Below are 21,100 nucleotides of genomic sequence, written 5' to 3' on the forward strand. Positions count from 1 at the left end.
CCGCCTTCAATCCAGACCAGAGCGATGAGCGCCTGCAAACCGCAATCTGCGTGTTCCACCAGCGCTTCTCCACCAACACCCCGCCGAAATGGCCGCTGGCCCAGCCATTCCGCTTCCTCGCCCACACCGGCGAGATCAACACCATCACCGGCAACCGCAACTGGGCCGTGGCCCGTCGCACCAAGTTCGCCAACGACCTGATGGACCTGGAAGAGCTCGGCCCGCTGGTCAACCGCGTGGGTTCCGACTCCTCCAGCATGGACAACATGCTCGAACTGATGGTCACCGGCGGCATCGACCTGTTCCGTGGCGTGCGCATGATCATTCCGCCAGCGTGGCAGAACGTCGAGACCATGGACCCCGACCTGCGGGCGTTCTATGAGTACAACTCGATGCACATGGAACCGTGGGACGGCCCGGCCGGCGTGGTAATGACCGACGGTCGCTACGCCGTGTGCCTGCTCGACCGTAACGGCCTGCGCCCGGCGCGTTGGGTGACCACCACCAACGGCTTCATCACCCTGGCGTCGGAAATCGGCGTGTGGAACTACAAGCCGGAAGACGTGATCGCCAAGGGCCGCGTTGGCCCGGGCCAGATCCTCGCCGTGGACACCGAGACCGGTCAGATCCTTGACACCGATGCCATCGACAACCGCTTGAAGTCCCGTCATCCGTACAAGCAATGGCTGCGCAAGAATGCCCTGCGCATCCAGGCAACCATGGAAGACAACGACCACGGTTCTGCCTTCTACGACGTCGACCAGCTCAAGCAGTACATGAAGATGTACCAGGTCACCTTCGAAGAACGTGACCAGGTGCTGCGCCCACTGGGCGAGCAGGGCTACGAAGCCGTCGGCTCCATGGGCGATGACACGCCAATGGCCGTGCTGTCCCAGCGCGTGCGCACGCCGTACGACTATTTCCGCCAGCAGTTCGCCCAGGTGACCAACCCGCCGATCGATCCGCTGCGCGAAGCCATCGTGATGTCCCTGGAAGTGTGCCTCGGTGCCGAGCGCAACATCTTCCAGGAATCGCCTGAGCACGCTTCCCGCGTGATCCTCAGCTCGCCGGTCATTTCCCCGGCCAAGTGGCGCTCGTTGATGACCCTGGATCGCCCGGGCTTCGACCGGCAGATCATCGACCTGAACTACGACGAGAGCCTCGGCCTGGAAGCCGCTGTGCGCAACGTCGCCGATCAGGCTGAAGAAGCCGTGCGCGCCGGCCGTACCCAGATTGTGCTGACCGACCGCCACATTGCCCCGGGCAAGTTGCCGATCCACGCTTCCCTGGCCACCGGCGCGGTACACCACCGCCTGACCGAAAAGGGCCTGCGTTGCGATTCCAACATCCTGGTTGAAACCGCCACCGCCCGCGACCCGCATCACTTTGCGGTGTTGATCGGCTTCGGCGCCTCGGCGGTGTATCCGTTCCTGGCTTACGAAGTACTCGGCGACCTGATCCGTACCGGCGAAGTCCTGGGCGACCTCTACGAGGTGTTCAAGAACTACCGTAAAGGCATCACCAAGGGCCTGCTGAAGATCCTGTCGAAGATGGGCATCTCCACCGTCACGTCCTACCGCGGCGCGCAATTGTTCGAAGCCATCGGCCTGTCGGAAGAAGTTTGCGAGATGAGCTTCCGTGGCGTGCCGAGCCGCATCAAGGGTGCGCGTTTCGTCGACATCGAAGCCGAGCAGAAAGCCCTGGCCGCCGAAGCCTGGAGCGCGCGCAAGCCGATCCAGCAAGGTGGCCTGCTGAAGTTCGTGCACGGTGGCGAATACCACGCCTACAACCCGGACGTGGTCAACACCCTGCAAGCCGCCGTGCAGCAAGGCGACTACGCCAAGTTCAAGGAATACACCGCGCTGGTGGATAACCGCCCGGTGTCGATGATCCGCGACCTGTTCAAGGTGAAAACCCTGGACACGCCGCTGGCCATCAGCGAGATCGAGCCACTGGAATCGATCCTCAAGCGTTTCGACTCCGCCGGTATTTCCCTGGGCGCCTTGTCGCCTGAGGCTCACGAAGCCCTGGCCGAAGCCATGAACCGCCTGGGTGCGCGTTCCAACTCCGGCGAAGGCGGTGAAGACCCGGCGCGCTACGGCACCATCAAGAGCTCGAAAATCAAGCAGGTCGCCACTGGCCGTTTTGGTGTAACCCCGGAATACCTGGTCAACGCCGAAGTGCTGCAGATCAAGGTTGCCCAGGGCGCCAAGCCGGGCGAAGGCGGGCAACTGCCAGGCGGCAAGGTCAATGGCCTGATCGCCAAGCTGCGTTATGCAGTGCCGGGCGTGACATTGATTTCGCCGCCGCCGCACCACGACATCTACTCGATCGAGGATTTGTCGCAGCTGATTTTCGACCTGAAACAAGTCAACCCGCAGGCCCTGGTCTCGGTGAAACTGGTAGCGGAAGCCGGCGTGGGCACCATCGCCGCCGGTGTGGCCAAGGCCTATGCCGACCTGATCACCATCTCCGGCTACGACGGCGGCACCGGCGCTTCGCCGCTGACCTCCATCAAGTACGCCGGCGCACCGTGGGAACTGGGCCTGGCTGAAACCCACCAGACCCTGCGCGGCAACGACCTGCGCGGCAAGGTCCGGGTGCAAACCGACGGTGGCCTGAAAACCGGCCTCGACGTGATCAAGGCTGCAATCCTCGGCGCCGAAAGCTTCGGCTTCGGCACCGCGCCAATGATCGCCCTGGGCTGCAAATACCTGCGCATCTGCCACCTGAACAACTGCGCCACCGGCGTGGCCACTCAGAACGAGAAGCTGCGCAAGGACCACTACATCGGGACCGTCGACATGGTGGTGAATTTCTTCACCTACGTCGCCGAGGAAACCCGTGAGTGGCTGGCCAAGCTGGGCGTGCGTTCCCTGGAAGAGCTGATCGGCCGTACCGACCTGCTGGACATCCTCGAAGGCCAGACCGCCAAGCAACAACACCTGGACCTGACGCCGCTGTTGGGCAGCGATCACATCCCGGCCGACAAGCCACAGTTCTGCCAGGTTGACCGCAACCCGCCGTTCGACAAGGGCCTGCTGGCCGAGAAGATGGTCGAGATGGCCACTTCGTCGATCAACGACGCAAGCGGCGGCGAATTCGCCCTGGATATCTGCAACTGCGACCGTTCCATCGGCGCACGCATCTCCGGCGAAATCGCGCGCAAGCACGGCAACCAGGGCATGGCCAAGGCGCCGATCACCTTCCGCTTCAAGGGCACCGCTGGCCAGAGCTTCGGCGTATGGAACGCCGGTGGCTTGAACATGTACCTCGAAGGCGACGCCAACGACTACGTGGGCAAGGGCATGACCGGCGGCAAGCTGGTGATCGTCCCGCCAGTGGGCAGCGTCTACAAGACTCAAGACAGTGCCATCATCGGCAACACCTGCCTGTACGGCGCAACCGGCGGCAAGCTGTTTGCCGCGGGCACGGCCGGTGAGCGTTTCGCAGTGCGTAACTCCGGTGCCCACACCGTGGTTGAAGGCACGGGCGATCACTGCTGCGAGTACATGACCGGTGGTTTTGTCGCGGTGCTGGGCAAGACCGGCTACAACTTCGGTTCGGGCATGACCGGCGGTTTCGCCTACGTGCTCGACCAGGACAACACCTTCGTCGACAAGGTGAACCACGAGTTGGTGGAGATCCAGCGGATCAGCGGCGAAGCGATGGAATCCTATCGCAACCACTTGCAGCATGTGCTGGACGAATATGTCGAGGAAACCAACAGCGAATGGGGTCGCAACCTCGCTGAAAACCTCGATGACTACCTGCGTCGTTTCTGGCTGGTCAAGCCCAAGGCTGCCAACCTGAAATCGTTGCTTTCCAGCATCCGTGCCAACCCGCAGTGATATGCGCCTGAAGAGTTTGATGAGGTTTTAACATGGCTGAACGTCTGAATAACGACTTCCAGTTCATCGATGTCGGGCGCAAAGATCCGAAGAAGAAACTGTTGCGTCAACGCAAGAAAGAGTTCGTGGAAATCTACGAGCCCTTCAAACCCCAGCACTCGGCCGACCAGGCCCACCGCTGCCTGGGTTGCGGTAACCCGTATTGCGAATGGAAGTGCCCGGTGCACAACTTCATTCCGAACTGGCTGAAGCTGGTGGCCGAGGGCAACATCCTCGCCGCCGCCGAGTTGTCGCACCAGACCAACACCCTGCCGGAAGTGTGCGGCCGGGTGTGCCCGCAGGACCGTCTGTGCGAGGGTGCGTGCACCCTCAACGACGGCTTCGGCGCGGTGACCATCGGTTCGGTGGAGAAGTACATCACCGACACCGCGTTCGCCATGGGCTGGCGCCCGGACATGTCCAAGGTCAAGCCGACCGGCAAGCGCGTCGCGATCATCGGCGCGGGCCCGGCGGGCCTGGGCTGTGCCGACGTGCTGGTGCGTGGCGGCGTGACCCCGGTGGTGTTCGACAAGAACCCGGAAATCGGTGGCCTGCTGACCTTCGGCATCCCCGAGTTCAAGCTGGAAAAAACCGTACTGAGCCATCGTCGCGAAGTCTTCACCGGCATGGGTATCGAGTTCCGCCTCAATACCGAAATCGGCAAGGACGTGACCATGGAGCAACTGCTCGAAGAATACGATGCCGTGTTCATGGGCATGGGCACCTACACCTACATGAAGGGTGGCTTCGCCGGTGAAGACCTGCCGGGCGTGTACGACGCTCTGGACTTCCTGATCGCCAACGTCAACCGCAACCTGGGCTTTGAAAAGTCGCCGGAAGATTTCGTCGACATGAAAGGCAAGAAGGTCGTGGTGCTGGGCGGTGGTGATACCGCGATGGACTGCAACCGCACTTCGATTCGCCAGGGCGCCAAGTCGGTGACCTGTGCCTACCGTCGTGACGAAGCCAACATGCCGGGTTCGCGCAAAGAGGTGAAGAACGCCAAGGAAGAAGGCGTGAAATTCCTCTACAACCGCCAGCCGATCGCTATCGTCGGTGAAGACCGTGTCGAAGGCGTGAAAGTGGTCGAGACCCGTCTCGGCGAACCGGATGCCCGTGGCCGTCGCAGCCCCGAGCCGATCCCGGGTTCCGAAGAGATCATCCCGGCAGACGCCGTGGTCATCGCCTTCGGTTTCCGCCCAAGCCCGGCGCCGTGGTTCGAGCAGTTCGAAATCCAGACCGACAGCCAGGGCCGCGTTGTAGCCCCGGAACAAGGCCAGTACAAACACCAGACCAGCAACCCGAAAATCTTCGCCGGTGGCGACATGGTGCGCGGTTCTGACCTGGTAGTGACGGCCATCTTCGAAGGCCGCAACGCCGCCGAAGGTATCCTGGATTACCTGCAGGTCTGACCCCGATCCCGGATTGAAATGGGATCAAAATGTGGGAGCGGGCTTGCTCGCGAATGCGGTATATCAGTCACCAGATGTGTTGGCTGACCCACCGCTTTCGCGAGCAAGCCCGCTCCCACATTTGTTTTGTGGCGCTTTCATATCCGCGACAAATTGACCCGATAGACAAAAGGCACGGCTCTTGCCGTGCCTTTTGCGTCGCGCTCTGAGAAAATGCCCGCACTTTTTTTGCGGATGCCGACATGACTGCCCTCAAGAACGACCGTTTCCTTCGTGCCCTGCTCAAGCAACCCGTGGACGTCACCCCTGTGTGGATGATGCGCCAGGCCGGTCGCTACCTGCCGGAATACCGCGCCAGTCGCGCCCACGCCGGCGACTTCATGAGCCTGTGCATGAACCCGGAGTTCGCCTGCGAAGTCACCATGCAACCGCTGGACCGCTATCCACAGCTGGATGCGGCCATCCTGTTCTCCGATATCCTGACCATCCCTGACGCCATGGGCCAGGGCCTGTACTTCGAAACCGGCGAAGGCCCGCGTTTCAAGAAAGTCGTCAGCACCCTGGCCGATATCGAAGCCCTGCCGATCCCCGATCCCCACAAGGACCTGGGCTACGTCATGGATGCGGTCAGCACCATCCGCCGCGAGCTGAACGGCCGCGTGCCGCTGATCGGCTTCTCCGGCAGCCCGTGGACCCTGGCCACCTACATGGTCGAAGGCGGCTCGTCGAAAGACTTCCGCAAGACCAAGGCCATGCTGTACGACAACCCGCAAGCCATGCACCTGCTGCTGGACAAGCTGGCGCAGTCGGTCACCTCCTACCTCAACGGCCAGATCATGGCCGGCGCCCAGGCGGTGCAGATCTTCGACACCTGGGGTGGCAACCTGTCGGCGGCGGCGTACCAGGAGTTCTCCCTGGCCTACATGCGCAAGATCGTCAGCGGCTTGATCCGCGAACACGAAGGCCGCAAGGTGCCGGTGATCATGTTCACCAAGGGCGGCGGCCTGTGGCTGGAAAGCATCGCCGACGCCGGCGCCGACGCGCTGGGCCTGGACTGGACCTGCGACCTCGGCGAAGCCCGTCGCCGCGTGGGCAACAAGGTTGCGCTGCAAGGCAACATGGACCCGACCGTGCTGTACGCCAAGCCGGAAGCCATCCGTACTGAAGTGGGCCGCATCCTCGCCAGCTACGGCAAAGGCAGTGGTCACGTGTTCAACCTTGGCCACGGCATTACTCCGGAAGTTGATCCGGAGCACGCAGGCGCGTTCCTGCGGGCGGTGCACGAGTTGTCGGCGCAGTATCACGAGTGATCGCGCGGCAATGAAAAAGCCCGGCAGATGCCGGGCTTTTTTGTAAGCGCTGGTTAAGCCTTGGCTTCCTGCAACGGCGGTAACTTCGCCAGCTTCAACGCCACCAGCAACGCGACGATCAACAGCGCGACGATAAACCCGCCAATCCCGTTCCACCCGGCGTAGTGCCAGAAAAACCCGCCCGCCGTCCCCGCAATACTCGACCCCACGTAGTAACTGAACAGGTACAGCGACGACGCCTGGCCCTTGGCTTTCAGCGCGCGGCGGCCGATCCAGCTGCTGGCCACTGAGTGGGCGCCGAAGAAGCCGAAGGTGAAGATCAGCATGCCGGGCACTACCAGCCACAGCGGGGTAAACAGCGTCAGGGCGATACCGCCGAGCATCAGCACGATGGTGCCCCAGAGCACACGGCGACGGCCCAGGCGGTCGGCCAGGGAGCCGATTTTCGCCGAGCTGTAGATACCCGAGAGGTAGACCAGCGACAGCAGGCCTACCACGGCCTGGCTCAAATCGTACGGGTCCGCCAGCAAGCGGTAGCCGATGTAGTTGAACATCGTCACAAAGGCGCCCATCAGCACGAAGGCCTCGAGGAACAGCCACGGCAGGCCGGCGTCCTTGAAGTGCATGGTGAAGCCGTCCACCAGGCTGCGCGGGTGCAGGGTGCTGGCGCGGAAGTTGCGCGACTCGGGGAGGATCTTCCAGAACACCGTGGCTGCGATCAGCGCCAGGGCGCCAATGATCAGCATCGCCGTGTGCCAACTGACGAAGTCGATCAGCACACCGATGATCAAGCGCCCGCTCATGCCGCCAATGGCGTTACCACCGATGTACAAACCCATGGCCAGGCCGATGTGTTGCGGGTGGATCTCTTCACTCAGGTAGGTCATGGCCACCGCTGCAAGGCCGCTGAGGGACAGGCCCACCAGTGCGCGCATCAGCAGGATGCCTTCCCAGCTTGGCATCAGGCCGCTGGCGATGGTGCACAGTGCGGCGCAGAACAGCGCGGCAACCATCACCGGCTTGCGCCCCAGGGTGTCGGAAATCGGCCCGGTGATCAGCAGGCCAATGGCGAGCATGCCGGTGGCCACCGAGAGAATCAGGCTGCTTTGCGCGGCATTGATGGAAAATTCGTGGGACAGCGCCGGCATCATCGGCTGTACGCAGTAGAGCAGGGCGAAAGTGGCGAAACCGCCGGAGAACAGCGCCAGCACCGTGCGCATGAACATCGGGGTGCCTTTTTCGATGTACTGCTCGTTGAGCTGTGCCACCACTTCATCGAGGGCGGTGGGCGGTACTTCTTGAGCAAGCGGAGCGACAGCAGATTTCACGCGGGACCTCGGGGAGGAAAGGCTGCCAGGGCTGGCAATGCAAAAAAGAATATAGCTCCCTATTGATTCTTTCCAATATATTGTTCGACCTGTTTAAGAGCTTTTACGACCTAATGAGGTTTTCATGGAACTGCGCCACCTGCGTTACTTCATCGCCGTGGCTGAAGAGCTGCATTTTGGCCGCGCCGCGCAGGTGCTGGGGATCTCCCAGCCGCCCCTGAGCCAGCAGATCCAGGCGCTGGAGCAGGAGATAGGTGCGCGGTTGTTTGAGCGTACCAATCGTCGGGTCGAGCTGAGCGAGGCCGGCAGGTTGTTCCTGCAAGAGGCGCGGTTGGTGCTGGCGCAGGTGGATAAAGCGGCGGACGTGGCACGTCGGGCGCAGTTGGGGGAACTGGGGGAGTTGAAGATTGGCTTCACCTCTTCTGCGCCGTTCAACTCCAGCATCCCACAGGCGATCTTCGCGTTTCGCCAGGCATTCCCGGCGGTGCATTTGAATCTGCAGGAGATGAGCAGCACGGAGGTGGCCGAGTCGCTGGTGGATGAGTCGATTCAGGTGGGGTTGATGCGACCGTTGCCGTTGCCCGATTCCCTGAGCGTCGTGGAACTGATGCGCGAGCCCTTGGTGGCCGTGCTGAACGCCGGGCATCCGCTGGTGGAGGGGAGCGAGCGGGGTTTGCACCTGGCGCAATTGGCCGAAGAACCGTTTGTGTTTTTCCCGCGGACTTACGGCAGCGGGTTGTATGCCCAATTGATGAGCCTGGCGCGTGATGCCGGCTTCAGCCCGCATTTCGCCCAGGAGGCCGGGGAGGCAATGACCATCATTGGCCTGGTGGCGGCGGGGTTGGGTGTCTCGGTGCTGCCGGCGTCGTATCAGCGGATCCGCATTGATGGCGTGGTGTATCGCACGTTGCTGGATCAGGAGGCGGTGACGGCGGTGTGGCTGGTGCAGCGCAAGGGTCAGCAGACGCCGATGGCCAAGGCGTTTGTCGAGCTGCTGACCCGCAAGGCATTGGTATGACCGACGTATAACCTGTGGCGAGGGAGCTTGCTCCCGCTGGGCTGCGCAGCAGCCCCGAAACCCGACGACTGAGTTTTACCAGGCAACCCTCAATCGCAGGTTTCAGGGGCGCTTCGCGCCCCAACGGGAGCAAGCTCCCTCGCCACAGGGAAGCGGGTGTTTCAGTTCTGCTTCGACGTCCCGGTCTGCTGGAGCAACTGCGCCGTGTCACTCACACCATTGGTGCGCAACGCCGCCAGGATGTCACGGTCCAGCATGCTCACCCAGCGGTTGTAGTTGCGGTGAATCTTGCCGTCCTTGTAGCCCAGGTCGCGGCTGTCGCGGTAGGTGATGGCGTAGCTGGTGGCGGTGTAGCGGATGTCGATTTCAGCGTGGAACTGGTTGCGCACGTTGATCTCGGCCTGCACCAGTTGCGGGCTCAGGCGCTGCACCACCCATTGGCGTTTGTTCAAGGCCGCGATAATGGTCTGCTTCATTTTTTCTTCGTTGACCTGCGGGTTCGCCGGCAAGTCGTGCTGGGTGTTGAGCACCGGTTTGTTGGTGCAGCCAGCGGTGGTGAGCAGGGCCAAAGCGACCAGTGTTGCGCGTAGCAGGGAAGACATTCCATTTCTCCAGTCAGTAAAAAAACTTAGACCCAGCGGCGGAAGATCAGCGAAGTGTTGACGCCGCCAAAGGCAAAATTGTTGTTCATCACGTAGTCGCTGTGCAGCTCGCGGAACTCACCTTGCAGGTAGTCCAGCTCGCCGCAGCGCGGGTCGACTTCGTCGAGGTTGAAGGTGTGCACGTATTGGTTGCGGTTCATCATCTCGATGCTGAACCACGACTCCAGCGCGCCGCATGCACCCAGGGTGTGGCCGAGGAAACTCTTCTGCGAACTGATGGGCATGCGGCTGCCGAACAGGCTGCTGGTGGCCAGGGTTTCGGCGATGTCGCCCTGGTCGGTGGCGGTGCCATGGCCGTTCACATAGCCGATCGCGTCGGGCGCAAGCCCCGCATCTTCCAATGCCAGTTCCATGGCGCGGCGCATGGTGGCCTGTTCCGGGCGGGTGGTGTGCTGGCCGTCGGCGTTGCTGCCGAAGCCGACGATTTCGGCGTGGATATGCGCGCCACGGGCCAGTGCATGTTCCAGCTCTTCGAGTACCAGGATGCCGCCGCCTTCGCCGATCACCAGGCCGTCGCGGCCACTGTCGTAGGGACGCGGGCTGGTTTGTGGTGCATCGTTTTTCAGGCTGGTGGCGTACAGCGCATCGAACACCATGGCTTCGGTAGGGCACAGCTCTTCGGCGCCACCTGCCAACATCAGCGGCAGGCGGCCGAACTTGATGGCCTCATAGGCGTAGCCGATGCCCTGGCTGCCGCTGGTGCACGCGCTGGACGTGGGGATCAGCCGGCCGGTGAGGCCGAAGAAAATGCTGATATTCGCCGCCGTGGTGTGGGGCATCATCCGCACGTAGGAGTTGGCGTTCAGCCCCTCGGCCACCGAGTTCAGCAGCATATTGCCGAAGGCCTTGATCTCGTCGGTGCTGCCGGTGGACGAGCCACAGGCCACGCCCATGCGCCCGTCCTTGATCGACTCGTCGCCCAGCAAGCCGGCATCTTTCAGCGCCTGCTCCGCTGCCCATACCGCCAGCCGGGAAACCCGGCCCATGCTGCGCAGTTGCTTGCGGGTCCAGTGGGCGGGCACCACGAAATCATCGATCGGCCCGGCCAGCCGTGTGTTCAGTTCGGTGAAACGGTCCCACTCGTCCATGCGCCGGATGCCGCTGCGGTTGGCGCGGAAGTTGGCGGCGATGGTTGCCCAATCGCTGCCCAGGGACGTAACGCCGGCCATGCCGGTGACCACCACGCGTTTCATCAGCACAGGCCTCCATTCACGGCCAGCACTTGGCGGGTGATGTAGCCGGCTTCTGCCGACATCAGGAAGTTCACCGCCCCGGCGACTTCTTCCGGCGTGCCCATGCGCTGGGCCGGGATCATTTTCATCAGCTCTTCCACCGGTACGTTTTCATCGAGCATCGCGGTGTCGATCAGCCCGGGGGCCACGCAGTTGACGGTGATCTTGCGCTTGCCCAGCTCGATGGCCAGGGCCTTGGCGGCGCCGATCAGGCCGGCCTTGGACGCGCTGTAGTTGACCTGGCCGCGGTTGCCGATCAGCCCGGATACCGAGGTGATGCACACGATCCGCCCGGCGGCGCGACGACGAATCATCGGCATCATCACCGGGTGCAGCACGTTGTAGAAACCGTCGAGGTTGGTGCGCATCACCACGTCCCAATCGTCTTCCGACAGCGCTGGAAACGCGCCATCGCGCGTCAGGCCCGCATTGAGCACCACGCCGTAATACGCGCCATGGGCTTCCACGTCGGCTTCAAGGATCTCCTTGCAGCTGGCGCGGTCCGCCACATCGAATTGCAACACCCGGGCCTTGCGCCCCAGCGCTTCGATTTCGACCTGCACAGCATCCGCCTCGGCACGCCCGCTGCGGCAGTGCAGCACGATGTCGTGCCCGGCCTGGGCCAGGCGCACAGCGATAGCGCGGCCGATGCCACGGCTGGAGCCGGTCACCAATACGGATTCAGTCATGGCGTGGTGTCCTTCGATTCATCTAAATAGTTGGCCGCCTGGGGCGGTCGAAATACGTTCAAGCGCGCGCTGGCCTGGATGCCGTCGCCGGTGAGGTGGCATTCGAACACACCCATGCCGTTGTCGTCTTCCAGGGAGCGCAGGCCGTGGATGGTCAGCTCGGTGCCGGCGGGAAAGTGCTCGACGTTGCACTCAAACTTGCGCGTGCCCAGCAGGAAGCCCAACTCCACGGCTTCACCTTTCTGGCGCGCACGGCAACCGGCGTAGGCCGCGACGCTTTGCGCCATCAACTCAACGCCGACCCACGCAGGCAGGCTGCCGTCGGCGCGGTTGAAAAGACCGCCGGGCTTGACCGTCAGGCGGGTCTGGATCTGTTCTTCATCAAAGCTCAGGACCTGGTCGATCAGGATCATGTCACCGGCGTGGGGCAGCAGTTCGGCGAGCGGCCAATCAGTCATGGGGCGTCTCCGATAATCAGGCTGACGTTGTTGCCACCGAAGGCAAACGAGTTGCTCATCAGGCAGCGTTTTTCCAGGGCGTCGCCGGGCGACGCCCACTTCAGTACGGGCAGGTCGGGGTCCGCCTGGCCATCCCAGACATGCGGCGGCACTACGCCTTCTGCCAGGCTCAGCCAGCAGAACGCCGCTTCCAGCGCGCCGGCGGCGCCCAGGGTGTGGCCGGTCATGGGTTTGGTCGAGGAGCAGGCTACGCCGTCCGGGAACAGGGCCGCGACCGCCAGGCTTTCCATGGCATCGTTATGTTGGGTAGCGGTGCCGTGCAGGTTCAGGTAACCGATTTGTCCGGGCGCCAGTTGTGCGCTGGCCAGGGCCTTGCGCATCGCTTGCAACGCACCCTTGCCGGTAGGCTCGGGGGCGGAAATATGGTGGGCGTCGCAACTGGCGCCACTGCCCAGCAGTGCGACCGGCGCCGGGGTTTTGCTCATCAGGAACAGCACGGCGGCTTCGCCGATATTGATGCCGTTGCGGTTCAGCGAAAACGCATTGCAACGCTCTGCCGAAACCGCTTCCAGCGACGAAAAACCATTGAGGGTCAGCTTGCACAGCGTGTCGACGCCACCGCAGATCACCGCATCGCACACACCCAGGTCCAACAGGCGTTGGGCACTCATCAGCGCCCGTGCGCTGGAGGTGCAGGCGGTGGAAATCACGTAGGCCGGGCCGCTCAGTTGCAGCCAGTCGGCGAGGAAATCGGCCGGGGCGCCAAGCGCCTGTTGCTGATAGTCGTAGTCGGCGGGGAACTGGTTTTCCCGCAGATAGTGGGCGATGCCACGGCTGGCTTCATCGATGCCCGAGGTGCTGGTGCCGAGCACGATGCCAATGCGCGACGCGCCGAACGTCTGGATCGCTTGCCGGATCTCGTCGTCAATCTGCAACGCGGCTTCCAGCAGCAACTGGTTATTGCGGCTGCGATGGGATTCCAGCCCGGGCGGTATCGCCGCCAGTTCACCGTGCACAGCGGCCACCGGCAACACACGCTCCGGCACCCAGCCGCTTTCGGCGCGCATGCCGGAGCAGTCGCCGGCAAACAGGCTGCGGCTGACTTCGCGCTTGTCGCGGCCCAGGGCGCAGATCACGCCGAGGGCATTGAGGTAGGCGCTCATCGGGCAGCCCCTAGCGGCGAGATGTGGTAGGTCAGGTGTTGCCCGATCACGTCCACGCGAAACACCAGGGAGGAGTGATAGGTGATCTTCCAGTGGGACGGCAGGGTGCGGATCAGGTCCATTTCCTGGGTGCCGGGGTACAGCCTGGAAACTTCATCCGCCGAGGTCAGGGCGAACAACAGCGCGGCAAACAATTCACGCGCCTGGGGATTGGGCGGCAGCAGACCGTCGGCCTGCCAGGCGCCATTGATCAGCATCTGCCGAGCCTGGGGAATGCCCAGCGGGTCCATCATCGACCAGCGGATCCCGCCGCCTTCGCGCTGCATCACCAGCAACCAGTCCTGGCGCTGGCCACCCTGTTCGCGCTGTACGTGCAGTTGCAGTGGCAGGCTCAGTACCGGGTTTTTCGTCGGCAACGGCGGCTGGCTGGCGCACGCGCCCAGCAGCAATAGACAGCCGATCAACAGCATTCGGATCATGTTTCAGCGCTCGCCAGAGGTTTGCGGGCGACCACGTTGACCAGGGTTTCTTCGCGCTGGCCGGCCGGTTTTGGCTGGCGCAGGCCCCAGCGCTCAAGCAGGCCGAAGTCGGTGGCGCGGCTCCACCACAGGTACGGGTACGAGACGTTCTGCGGGCCGAACTCAAAGCCCTGCTCGCGAATCATCTCAAGGTACTCCTCGGCGCTTTTCTGCACATGCATCGGGTGACGAAACAGCCAGCGGATTACCCAAGTGTCGATATAGGCCTCGGTGGATTCGGCAAACAGCAGGTAGCCGCCCGGCTTGAGCACCCGATAGAACTCTTTCAGGGCGCGATGCTGTTCCACCAGATGATGGAAGGTCTGGTGACAGAACAGTACGTCGACACTGGCGTCGGCCACGTCGAGGGTCGCGCAGTCGCTGCCGATCAACTCGATGGCGATGCCCTGGCGCGCGGCTTCGGCGCGGCTCAGGTCGAGGCTGTGGGGGTCGGCGTCGAGGCCGATCAGGCGTTCGGGGGCGAACACCTGCTGCAGGTACTGGAACGACTTGCCCTGGCCGCAGCCGGCGTCCAGCAGCACCGGAGCAACCGGCAGCGGGTCGCTGAACAAGCTGCGCAGGTCGTTGATGGCCACGCGCAGCACATGGTGCTGCCAGGTGTGGCTGCGCAGGAACCAGAAGCCGAATTTGGTTTCTTCGACGTAGTTTTTACTCAGGTATTGGCTGCTCATCTCATCTTCCTTGTCCCGGACGGGCTGGCCCACGGCGCCAGCATGAAGCTGAACGCCAGCCCCAGGCTCACCGACAGCCCAAAATTACTCACCGCCGGTGTGCTGGAAATAGCCAGCAGGCCGAACGATAGCCAAGTAGTCACGGCCGCCAACAGTGTGCCCAACAGGCTCACGGCGGCGCCGCCAATTTGTTCACGCATCAGGATCGCGTAGTCGACGCTGATGGCGGTCACCAGCAGCAGGCCGAACAGGCTGAACAACGTCAACGGCTGCCCCAGCCAACCCAGGCTGGCCAGGCTGCACAGCGCCGCCAGCAACGGCAGGGCGACGATGCGCAAGGCGCCGCCGAAGCCGAACGGCAGGATCAGCAGCAGTACGATCAACACGCAGGACATCAATTTCAATTCCGCCGCGCTGATCTGTGTGGCGGCGAACACCTGGTTCAAGTCGCCGAGGCGATCCACCAACTGCACGCCGGGCAGATCCAGGGCCTGCACCCGCAGCAAGGCTGGGTTGTTCAACCCTTGCAGGCTCACCATCGCCGCCACGCCACCGTCGACATTCCCCAGCCACAGCGTGCGCCACGGCTCGGCCAGCGGGCCGACCAGTGCTGCGTCGATGTCTTCGGTGGGCAAGGCCTGCAACTGGGCCAGCTCGGCTTGCAGCGCGCTGGCGGGCACACCGAGGTCCAGCAATGGCTGCCAGTACTGCGGCAGCTGTTTCAGGGCCTCGCGCAGTTGCTGTTGCTCCGCCGGCGCGCTGACCAACTGGTTGAGCGTCAGGTAACCCTGGAGCTTGTCCATGTTCACCAACTGATCCAGGCGCTGGCTCAGCGCGGCCTGGCGTTCCAGCAACTGCTGCTGGTTGTCCGCCCGCACGAGGAAGAACTGGCTGGTGGGCTGGAACCCGGTAATCCGCGCAACGGCCTGGGCTTCCTGCAGCAACTGCGGCGGCGCACCGATCCACTGGCGGATATCGTTTTTGCTGTTCAGGTGCCACAGCCCACCGGCGCAAAACACCAACACCAGTACCAGCAACACCGGGCTTGGCAGGCGCTTGAGCAGCGACTCGCGCACGCTCAGCAGGAACTCGGCAATGCGCAGGGGCCATTGCGCCGGGCGCAGCTCGACGCCTTTGAGCAAGGCCGGCAACAGGCACACGGCCGACAGGTAAGCGCCCACCAGACCGGCAGCGGAGAACACCGCGATTTGCGTCAGCGCCGGGAACGGCGTCCACGCCAGGGCCAGGTAACCGATGCAACTGGTGGCCAGGCTCAGGCTCAGGCCCGGCAAGGTCAGGCGCAAGGCCGGCCAACTGCGCCAAGGGCTCATGCTCCAGCTCTTGGACAGGTAATGCAGCGGGTAATCCACCGCCACGCCGATCAGGCTCGAGCCCAGCACCAGCGTGATCACATGCATATGCCCGAACAGCGCCACACAGGCCACCGCACCAAACAGCATGCCCACCAGCACCGGCACGAACGCCAGCAACACCCGCCAGCGGCGGAACGCAAGCAGCAGCAATAACAGGATGCCTACCGTCGCGCCGCCGCCGACCCAAGTGATTTCCCGGGTGGCCTGCTGCTGACCATTGGCTGCATACAGCAGGCCGCTTGCGGCGAGCAATTGCGCGCCTTGCTGGTCGGCCTGCTCGCGGCTGGCCTTGAGCAGGTCAGCCACTTGCAGCGGCAGTTTCATGTCGAAGGCATTGCCGGTGGTGCGGGCCCGCAGCAGTACCCAGCTTTTGCCGTCGGCATCGGCGATCAGCGCGCCGCTGCCGATATCCAGCTGCACCGAACCGTGTTGCGGCTGGCTGTTCTGGATGCGCCCGGTGAGGCCCAGCCAATCGTCCTGGCTGGGCACCAGGCTGAAGCCGGTGAACGGGTCGAACAGCGCCTGAACCCGCTGCTGAATAAACGCCTGGGGCTCGTCGATCAGTTGCTCGCGATCCTTGGCCGAGAGCATCGCCAGCCGGCCTTGCAGCAACTGCCGACGCAGGGCCGGCAGGTCGGCTTGGAGGTTCCACTGGACCTTTTCAAACAGGCCGCTGGCTTGCCAGGCTTCGCCCAATTGCGTCGCAATGGTCACGGCTTTTTGCCGGTCGGCATGCCCCACCAGCACCAGCATTTCGCGGTTCAGCGGTTCCTGCATGCGCTGTTCGGCGCGCAGCTCCAGCGCATCCGGCGCGGTGCCGGGCACCAGTTCCATCAGGTTCGCCGACAGCGGTGCGCCATGGCGCCATTGCCAACCCGCCAGGGCCAACACGGCCACCAGCAGGATCAGGAACAGGCGCGGCAACCAGCGTTCACTCGGCAAAGTCGTGTTGCTCCGCGTCGCTCAAGGGCTGGCTGCTGGTGCTGTCCTGCATGCGCAGTACGGTGCTGTCGCCCTGGGTTTCCAGCAGCTCGATCTTCTGCACCAGTTCGCCGCCGTCGATATTGATTTGGGTGAACACCTGCTTGAGCAGCAGCGAGCGCGGGATCAACGTGAGTTTCCACTGCTGGGCTTCGCCTTGCAGTTGCAGCTCGAAGTCACGCTGCAAGCCGCTGCTGTCGCCCTGCAACACCGCGAGGAACAAACGGTTCTGCTCGGCGCCGGCGCTCTTGTTCGGCAGCAATTGCCAGCCGTTGGCGTCACGCCGGGCGATGCCGTTGGCGCTGATGCGGTAGTCCTGTTGCAGCGGGGTTTTCAGCAGCCACAGCAGGCCGTGGTCCTTGGCCAGGACGAAGGTGCCCTTGCTGGTCAGCGGCTGCGGCAGCGCGCGCAGGTGTTTTTCCTGGGTGAAGTTGCCGTGGATCACCGACGGTTTTGCAAGCTGATCGCTGAGTTGTTGCAGGTCGAAAGCATGGGCCAGGCCTGGAATGCCCAACAACAGAATGAAGGCGATTCCTGTGGGAGCGGCGGTGCGACGATTCGACTTGCTCGCGAAGAACCTGAGGGCGCCACGGGGTGTCAGGCGGCCTGCGTTATCGTTGACGATTTTCGCGAGCAAGTCGAATCGTCGCACCGCCGCTCCCACAGGGAATCTCATTTCAAGGCTCTCTCTATGGCGTCAGTGAATATTTTTGGCGACGCCAACTGCATTTCGCGGCTGGCAATTTCCACCGCCACTTGCACGGTGCTGGCGCGGGTCAGGCGTTCACCGGTGGCCTTGTCGCTGATCAGGTAATTGACCTTCAAGCGGTTCTCCCACTCCACCAGGCTGGCGCGCACGTTGATGGTTTGGCCGAAGGTCGCGCCGCGCACATAGCGCAGCTGCATGTCGATCACCGGCCAGGCGTAGCCCGCTTGCAGCATCGCTGTGTAGTTGTGGCCGATCTTGTCCAGCAAGGCGCAGCGGGCGACTTCCAGGTACTTTACGTAGTGCCCGTGCCACACCACGTTCATGGTGTCGATGTCGAAAAACGGCACGAGGATTTCAGTGTCGCAGTGCAACACGCCGGGGCTACGCATGCAGCCTCCAGTGTTGCTCGGCGATGCGTTTCAGGCACAGGCGCAGTTCGCCTTCCAGGGCGCGGTCTTCGATGACCGGCGGGAAGTCCTTGGCCAGCTCGATTTGCATGGCGGCCAGCGCCGGCGGCAGCGGGCGTGCGTCTTCAGCCTGGGCCCGCAGCCATACGCCCTGGTTGGCGGCGAGCAAGGTGGCGGCGGCGACTTGTTCGGTCAGTTCCAGCACACGAATCGCATCGCGGGCGGCGATGGTGCCCATGCTCACCTTGTCCTGGTTGTGGCACTCGGTGGAGCGCGAGAACACGCTGGCCGGCATGGTGTTTTTCAGCGCTTCGGCGGTCCAGGCGCTGGTGCCGATCTGCACAGCCTTGAAGCCGTGGTTGATCATCGCCCGCTCGGCTGGCGCACCGGACAAATTGCTCGGCAAGCCGTGGTTGTAACGCACGTCCACCAGCAGCGCGAGCTGGCGGTCCAGCAGGTCGGCGACGTTGGCCACCAGGGTCTTGAGGCTGTCCATGGCGAAGGCGATGTGGCCGCCGTAGAAGTGGCCGCCGTGCAGCACGCGTTCTTCTTCGGCGTCGATGATCGGGTTGTCGTTGGCGCTGTTGAGTTCGATCTCGATGAACGAGCGCAACCAGTTCAGGCTGTCGGCCAGCACGCCCAGGACGTGGGGGGCGCAGCGCAGGGAGTAACGGTCTTGCAGGCGATGCAGCGGCGCGGTCGGCGCGTCGATGGCCAGATCCTTGCGCAGCCAGGCGGCGACTTGCATCTGCCCCGGGTGCGGCTTGGCGGCAAACAGGCGCTCGTCGAAATGCTCCGGGTTGCCTTGCAGCGCCACCACGTTCAGCGCGGTGATGCGCGTGGCCAGTTGCAGCAGGTAGTCGGCGCGGGCGAAGGCCAGGCAGGCGAGGCCGGTCATCACGGCGGTGCCGTTCATCAGTGCCAGGGCCTCTTTCGGGCGCAGTACCAGCGGGTCCCAGCCCAGCTCGCGGTGCACCTCCGCCGCCTGGCGGCGTTCGCCACGGAACAGCACTTCGCGCTCGCCTGACAAGGTCGCGGCCACGTAGGACAGCGGCGTCAAATCACCGCTGGCGCCCACCGAGCCTTCTTCCGGAATCAGCGGCAGCACGTCAAATTCCAGGAACGCGTGCAGGCGCTCCAGCAACTCCACGCGCACGCCCGACACGCCATGGCACAGCGACTGCAACCGCGCCGCCAGCACCGCGCGGGTGGCTTGCGCATCCAGCAACTTGCCCAGGCCGCAGCCGTGGAACGTATAGAGGTGGCGGGGCAGTGCTTCGACGTGCTGCAACGGCACGGCCACCACGCACGAGTCGCCGTAGCCGGTGGTCACGCCGTAGATAACGCCTTCCTTGTCCAGCAACGAATCCAGGAACTGCGCGCCCTTGGCGATGCGCTGGCGGTACTTGGCATCAGCTTGCAGTTGAGTCGGCGCCTGACGGTTGGCCAGGGCCAGCACGTCTTCGATGCGCAGGGGAATTTCGCCGAAGGTTACCGGCTCAAGATGCGTCGTCATCGGTCTTCCAGAAAGGGTAAAAGTTGAACCATTGTTGGGGCGCTTCCAGGCAGAACTGGCCCAGGCGCTCGGCGTAGCGGGCGGTCCATTGTGCAATCACCTGCTGGCGGTCGCTGCGTTTCCATTCGATCAACCGGGCGAACGGCTCGATGATCAGGCGATAACGGCCTTGATGCTTCAAGCACATCAGCAGGTTGACCGGGCATTTCAGCAAACCGGCCAACAGCCACGGGCCTTGGGGGAAGGCGGCGTCATGGCCGAGGAAATCCACGCGTACCGTGCGCCCGCCATGCAGCGGTACGCGGTCGCCGGCAATCGCCAGCCACTCGCCGTCGTCGAGGCGCTGGCTGAGCAGCATCATCACTGCCGGATCAAGTTCGCTGACCTGGATCAGGCGCAGATTGGTCGCCCCGGCTTCGCCCAGAATCCGGTTGAAACGTTCAGCGTGCTTGGTGTGCACCAGCACGTTCATGGTGACCTTTTCGCCAAGCTCGGCGAGGGCGCGGCACACCTCAAGATTGCCCAGGTGCGCGCCCACCAGCATCTGCCCGCGTTCGCTACGCAGTTGGCCGCGCAGTTGGGCCGGGTCGATGATTTCGATCTGCTCCAGGCGCAGCTTGCCGTTCCATACGTCGAGCTTGTCCAGCAGGGCGTCGGCGAACGCCATGAACTGGCCGAAGACGCTTCTGTGGGTAGGGCGCAGGTCGTCGCGCCGGCTCCAGTCGGCCAGGCGCTGCTGGTATTGCCAGGCGCTTTGGCGGGCCGTGCGGCCGAACAGAAAGAAGTAGAAAACGATGCCGTAGAGCAGCGGGCTCAGCAGCCGGCGCCCGAGGACCTTGGCGGCGAAGGCGGTGAATTTCATCAGCCAGAAGCTGCCGCGCTCCTCGCGGTCGGCCCAGTGCTTGGTGTCCTGGCTCATGCCTGCCACCGGCGCCAGAGGATCATCGGCGCGCGCACCAACATGCCGAAGAACAGCCGGGTGTGCATCGAGGAAATCAGCGCGTTGTCATGGAACAGGCGAAAGTGCGACAGGCCGTCGGCGGGGTAGTGCACCTTGGTCGGCAGCCAGCGCATCGGCTGGTTGCGCCAGGCGAGGCGCACCAGGATGTCGGAGTCGAAATCCATGCGTTTGCCGATGTTGGCCGAGTCCATCAAGGCCAGGGTCGGTGGCAGTGGGTACACGCGAAAGCCGCACATGGAATCGCGGATCTGCAGCGACAAGGTGTTGATCCACACCCAAACGTGGGTCAGGTAGCGCGCGTAAAGGCGGCCCTTGGGCACGCTGTCGTCGTATTCCGGGTAGCCGCAGATCACCGCATTCGGGTGGGCGCGGGAGGCGTCGAGGAAGGTACCGACTTCCCGCAGGTCGTGCTGGCCGTCGGCGTCCACTTGCAGGGCGTGGGTGAAGCCCAGGCGTGCGGCTTCGCGAAAGCCGGCCATGACGGCGGCGCCTTTGCCCTGGTTGGCGGGCAGGGTCAGCAGGGACACGTTGTCGAGGGTTGCCAGTTGCGCCAGCACGGCGGCGCAGGTGGCGCTGCTGCCATCGTCTACCAGCAGGCATGGCAGGCCGCTGGACAGCACGGTGCGCACCACGGCGGGCACGGCGGCTTCGTGGTTATAGACCGGGATCAAGGCGCAGGGCTTATGCATAACAGGTACCCCATTGGCACAAGCACTTCGTGTGGCGAGGGAGCTTGCTCCCGCTGGGCTGCGAAGCAGCCCCAACACAGGCGACCGAGACC

Annotated in this window: 18 protein-coding genes; 4 read left to right on the forward strand and 14 right to left on the reverse strand. The window is 63.6% G+C overall.

The features are described 5' to 3' along the window. The 3 genes from gltB to hemE all read left to right on the forward strand — a co-directional run. Window positions 1–3,851, forward strand: a 3,851-nt coding sequence (gltB, locus tag ACIOMR_RS23530) for a glutamate synthase large subunit (RefSeq protein WP_401196650.1), incomplete at its 5' end; no start/stop codon positions are given. A 32-nt stretch (window positions 3,852–3,883) separates the two neighbouring features. Continuing rightward, window positions 3,884–5,302, forward strand: a complete 1,419-nt coding sequence (locus ACIOMR_RS23535; protein ID WP_003209353.1) for an FAD-dependent oxidoreductase — start codon at window positions 3,884–3,886, stop codon at window positions 5,300–5,302. Between the two features lie 242 nt (window positions 5,303–5,544). Continuing rightward, entirely contained in the window at window positions 5,545–6,612 is a 1,068-nt protein-coding gene (hemE, locus tag ACIOMR_RS23540) for a uroporphyrinogen decarboxylase (protein WP_087692524.1), read from the forward strand. A 53-nt stretch (window positions 6,613–6,665) separates the two neighbouring features. Here hemE and ACIOMR_RS23545 read toward each other — a convergent pair whose 3' ends face one another. After that, window positions 6,666–7,883: an MFS transporter gene (locus ACIOMR_RS23545; protein WP_371132458.1), complete on the reverse strand. Its 1,218-nt coding sequence runs from the start codon at window positions 7,881–7,883 to the stop codon at window positions 6,666–6,668. A gap of 181 nt (window positions 7,884–8,064) precedes the next feature. On the opposite strand from ACIOMR_RS23545, the gene ACIOMR_RS23550 reads away from it, so the two are divergent. Next, the gene (locus ACIOMR_RS23550; RefSeq protein WP_003209358.1) at window positions 8,065–8,958 is read left to right on the forward strand and encodes a LysR family transcriptional regulator; all 894 of its coding nucleotides are present in this window, start codon (window positions 8,065–8,067) and stop codon (window positions 8,956–8,958) included. Window positions 8,959–9,119: 161 nt separating this feature from the next. Here ACIOMR_RS23550 and ACIOMR_RS23555 read toward each other — a convergent pair whose 3' ends face one another. From ACIOMR_RS23555 to ACIOMR_RS23615, 13 genes are read right to left on the reverse strand one after another with little or no spacing between them, the layout of a single operon-like run. Then, window positions 9,120–9,560 (reverse strand): hypothetical protein, encoded by a 441-nt coding sequence (locus ACIOMR_RS23555; protein ID WP_003209360.1) that lies wholly within the window; start codon window positions 9,558–9,560, stop codon window positions 9,120–9,122. A 26-nt stretch (window positions 9,561–9,586) separates the two neighbouring features. Then, on the reverse strand, window positions 9,587–10,813 hold the full coding sequence (locus ACIOMR_RS23560; protein ID WP_008439241.1) for a beta-ketoacyl-ACP synthase: 1,227 nt from the start codon (window positions 10,811–10,813) through the stop codon (window positions 9,587–9,589). Beyond that, window positions 10,813–11,541, reverse strand: coding sequence for a 3-oxoacyl-ACP reductase FabG (gene fabG / locus ACIOMR_RS23565; RefSeq protein ID WP_087692521.1), 729 nt, complete (start codon window positions 11,539–11,541; stop codon window positions 10,813–10,815). Before fabG ends, ACIOMR_RS23560 begins: the two co-directional genes overlap by 1 nt. Next, entirely contained in the window at window positions 11,538–11,999 is a 462-nt protein-coding gene (locus ACIOMR_RS23570; protein ID WP_177047534.1) for a hotdog family protein, read from the reverse strand. The genes fabG and ACIOMR_RS23570 overlap by 4 nt, the downstream gene beginning before the upstream one ends. Then, on the reverse strand, window positions 11,996–13,162 hold the full coding sequence (locus tag ACIOMR_RS23575; RefSeq protein WP_401196657.1) for a beta-ketoacyl-[acyl-carrier-protein] synthase family protein: 1,167 nt from the start codon (window positions 13,160–13,162) through the stop codon (window positions 11,996–11,998). Before ACIOMR_RS23575 ends, ACIOMR_RS23570 begins: the two co-directional genes overlap by 4 nt. Then, window positions 13,159–13,641 (reverse strand): hypothetical protein, encoded by a 483-nt coding sequence (locus tag ACIOMR_RS23580; RefSeq protein WP_177069103.1) that lies wholly within the window; start codon window positions 13,639–13,641, stop codon window positions 13,159–13,161. Before ACIOMR_RS23580 ends, ACIOMR_RS23575 begins: the two co-directional genes overlap by 4 nt. Continuing rightward, window positions 13,638–14,372, reverse strand: coding sequence for a class I SAM-dependent methyltransferase (locus ACIOMR_RS23585; protein WP_003209370.1), 735 nt, complete (start codon window positions 14,370–14,372; stop codon window positions 13,638–13,640). The genes ACIOMR_RS23580 and ACIOMR_RS23585 overlap by 4 nt, the downstream gene beginning before the upstream one ends. Beyond that, complete coding sequence (locus ACIOMR_RS23590) at window positions 14,369–16,687, reverse strand: MMPL family transporter (protein ID WP_401196661.1); 2,319 nt, start codon at window positions 16,685–16,687, stop codon at window positions 14,369–14,371. Before ACIOMR_RS23590 ends, ACIOMR_RS23585 begins: the two co-directional genes overlap by 4 nt. Further along, a complete protein-coding gene (locus ACIOMR_RS23595) occupies window positions 16,677–17,402 on the reverse strand; it encodes an outer membrane lipoprotein carrier protein LolA (RefSeq protein ID WP_401196663.1) in 726 nt (241 codons plus the stop codon). Before ACIOMR_RS23595 ends, ACIOMR_RS23590 begins: the two co-directional genes overlap by 11 nt. After that, window positions 17,399–17,824: a thioesterase family protein gene (locus ACIOMR_RS23600; protein WP_102367948.1), complete on the reverse strand. Its 426-nt coding sequence runs from the start codon at window positions 17,822–17,824 to the stop codon at window positions 17,399–17,401. The genes ACIOMR_RS23595 and ACIOMR_RS23600 overlap by 4 nt, the downstream gene beginning before the upstream one ends. Further along, entirely contained in the window at window positions 17,817–19,358 is a 1,542-nt protein-coding gene (hutH, locus tag ACIOMR_RS23605) for a histidine ammonia-lyase (protein WP_401196666.1), read from the reverse strand. The genes ACIOMR_RS23600 and hutH overlap by 8 nt, the downstream gene beginning before the upstream one ends. Beyond that, a complete protein-coding gene (locus ACIOMR_RS23610; protein ID WP_003209381.1) occupies window positions 19,342–20,277 on the reverse strand; it encodes a glycosyl transferase in 936 nt (311 codons plus the stop codon). The genes hutH and ACIOMR_RS23610 overlap by 17 nt, the downstream gene beginning before the upstream one ends. Further along, complete coding sequence (locus ACIOMR_RS23615) at window positions 20,274–21,008, reverse strand: glycosyltransferase family 2 protein (RefSeq protein ID WP_401196669.1); 735 nt, start codon at window positions 21,006–21,008, stop codon at window positions 20,274–20,276. The genes ACIOMR_RS23610 and ACIOMR_RS23615 overlap by 4 nt, the downstream gene beginning before the upstream one ends. Window positions 21,009–21,100 lie beyond the last annotated feature (92 nt).

It is taken from the genome of Pseudomonas sp. NPDC087814, assembly GCF_044742865.1.
GTDB lineage: Bacteria > Pseudomonadota > Gammaproteobacteria > Pseudomonadales > Pseudomonadaceae > Aquipseudomonas.

What these genes read in the sequence shown, in the direction of transcription:
- ACIOMR_RS23595 (WP_401196663.1), bottom strand. Translation starts at nt 17,402, where the DNA reads ATGAGATTCCCTGTGGGAGCGGCGGTGCGACGATTCGACTTGCTCGCG.
- ACIOMR_RS23580 (WP_177069103.1), bottom strand. Translation starts at nt 13,641, where the DNA reads ATGATCCGAATGCTGTTGATCGGCTGTCTATTGCTGCTGGGCGCGTGC.
- ACIOMR_RS23560 (WP_008439241.1), bottom strand. Translation starts at nt 10,813, where the DNA reads ATGAAACGCGTGGTGGTCACCGGCATGGCCGGCGTTACGTCCCTGGGC.
- ACIOMR_RS23600 (WP_102367948.1), bottom strand. Translation starts at nt 17,824, where the DNA reads ATGCGTAGCCCCGGCGTGTTGCACTGCGACACTGAAATCCTCGTGCCG.
- ACIOMR_RS23570 (WP_177047534.1), bottom strand. Translation starts at nt 11,999, where the DNA reads ATGACTGATTGGCCGCTCGCCGAACTGCTGCCCCACGCCGGTGACATG.
- ACIOMR_RS23585 (WP_003209370.1), bottom strand. Translation starts at nt 14,372, where the DNA reads ATGAGCAGCCAATACCTGAGTAAAAACTACGTCGAAGAAACCAAATTC.
- ACIOMR_RS23555 (WP_003209360.1), bottom strand. Translation starts at nt 9,560, where the DNA reads ATGTCTTCCCTGCTACGCGCAACACTGGTCGCTTTGGCCCTGCTCACC.
- hemE (WP_087692524.1), top strand. Translation starts at nt 5,545, where the DNA reads ATGACTGCCCTCAAGAACGACCGTTTCCTTCGTGCCCTGCTCAAGCAA.
- ACIOMR_RS23615 (WP_401196669.1), bottom strand. Translation starts at nt 21,008, where the DNA reads ATGCATAAGCCCTGCGCCTTGATCCCGGTCTATAACCACGAAGCCGCC.
- fabG (WP_087692521.1), bottom strand. Translation starts at nt 11,541, where the DNA reads ATGACTGAATCCGTATTGGTGACCGGCTCCAGCCGTGGCATCGGCCGC.
- ACIOMR_RS23610 (WP_003209381.1), bottom strand. Translation starts at nt 20,277, where the DNA reads ATGAGCCAGGACACCAAGCACTGGGCCGACCGCGAGGAGCGCGGCAGC.
- ACIOMR_RS23535 (WP_003209353.1), top strand. Translation starts at nt 3,884, where the DNA reads ATGGCTGAACGTCTGAATAACGACTTCCAGTTCATCGATGTCGGGCGC.
- ACIOMR_RS23575 (WP_401196657.1), bottom strand. Translation starts at nt 13,162, where the DNA reads ATGAGCGCCTACCTCAATGCCCTCGGCGTGATCTGCGCCCTGGGCCGC.
- ACIOMR_RS23550 (WP_003209358.1), top strand. Translation starts at nt 8,065, where the DNA reads ATGGAACTGCGCCACCTGCGTTACTTCATCGCCGTGGCTGAAGAGCTG.
- hutH (WP_401196666.1), bottom strand. Translation starts at nt 19,358, where the DNA reads ATGACGACGCATCTTGAGCCGGTAACCTTCGGCGAAATTCCCCTGCGC.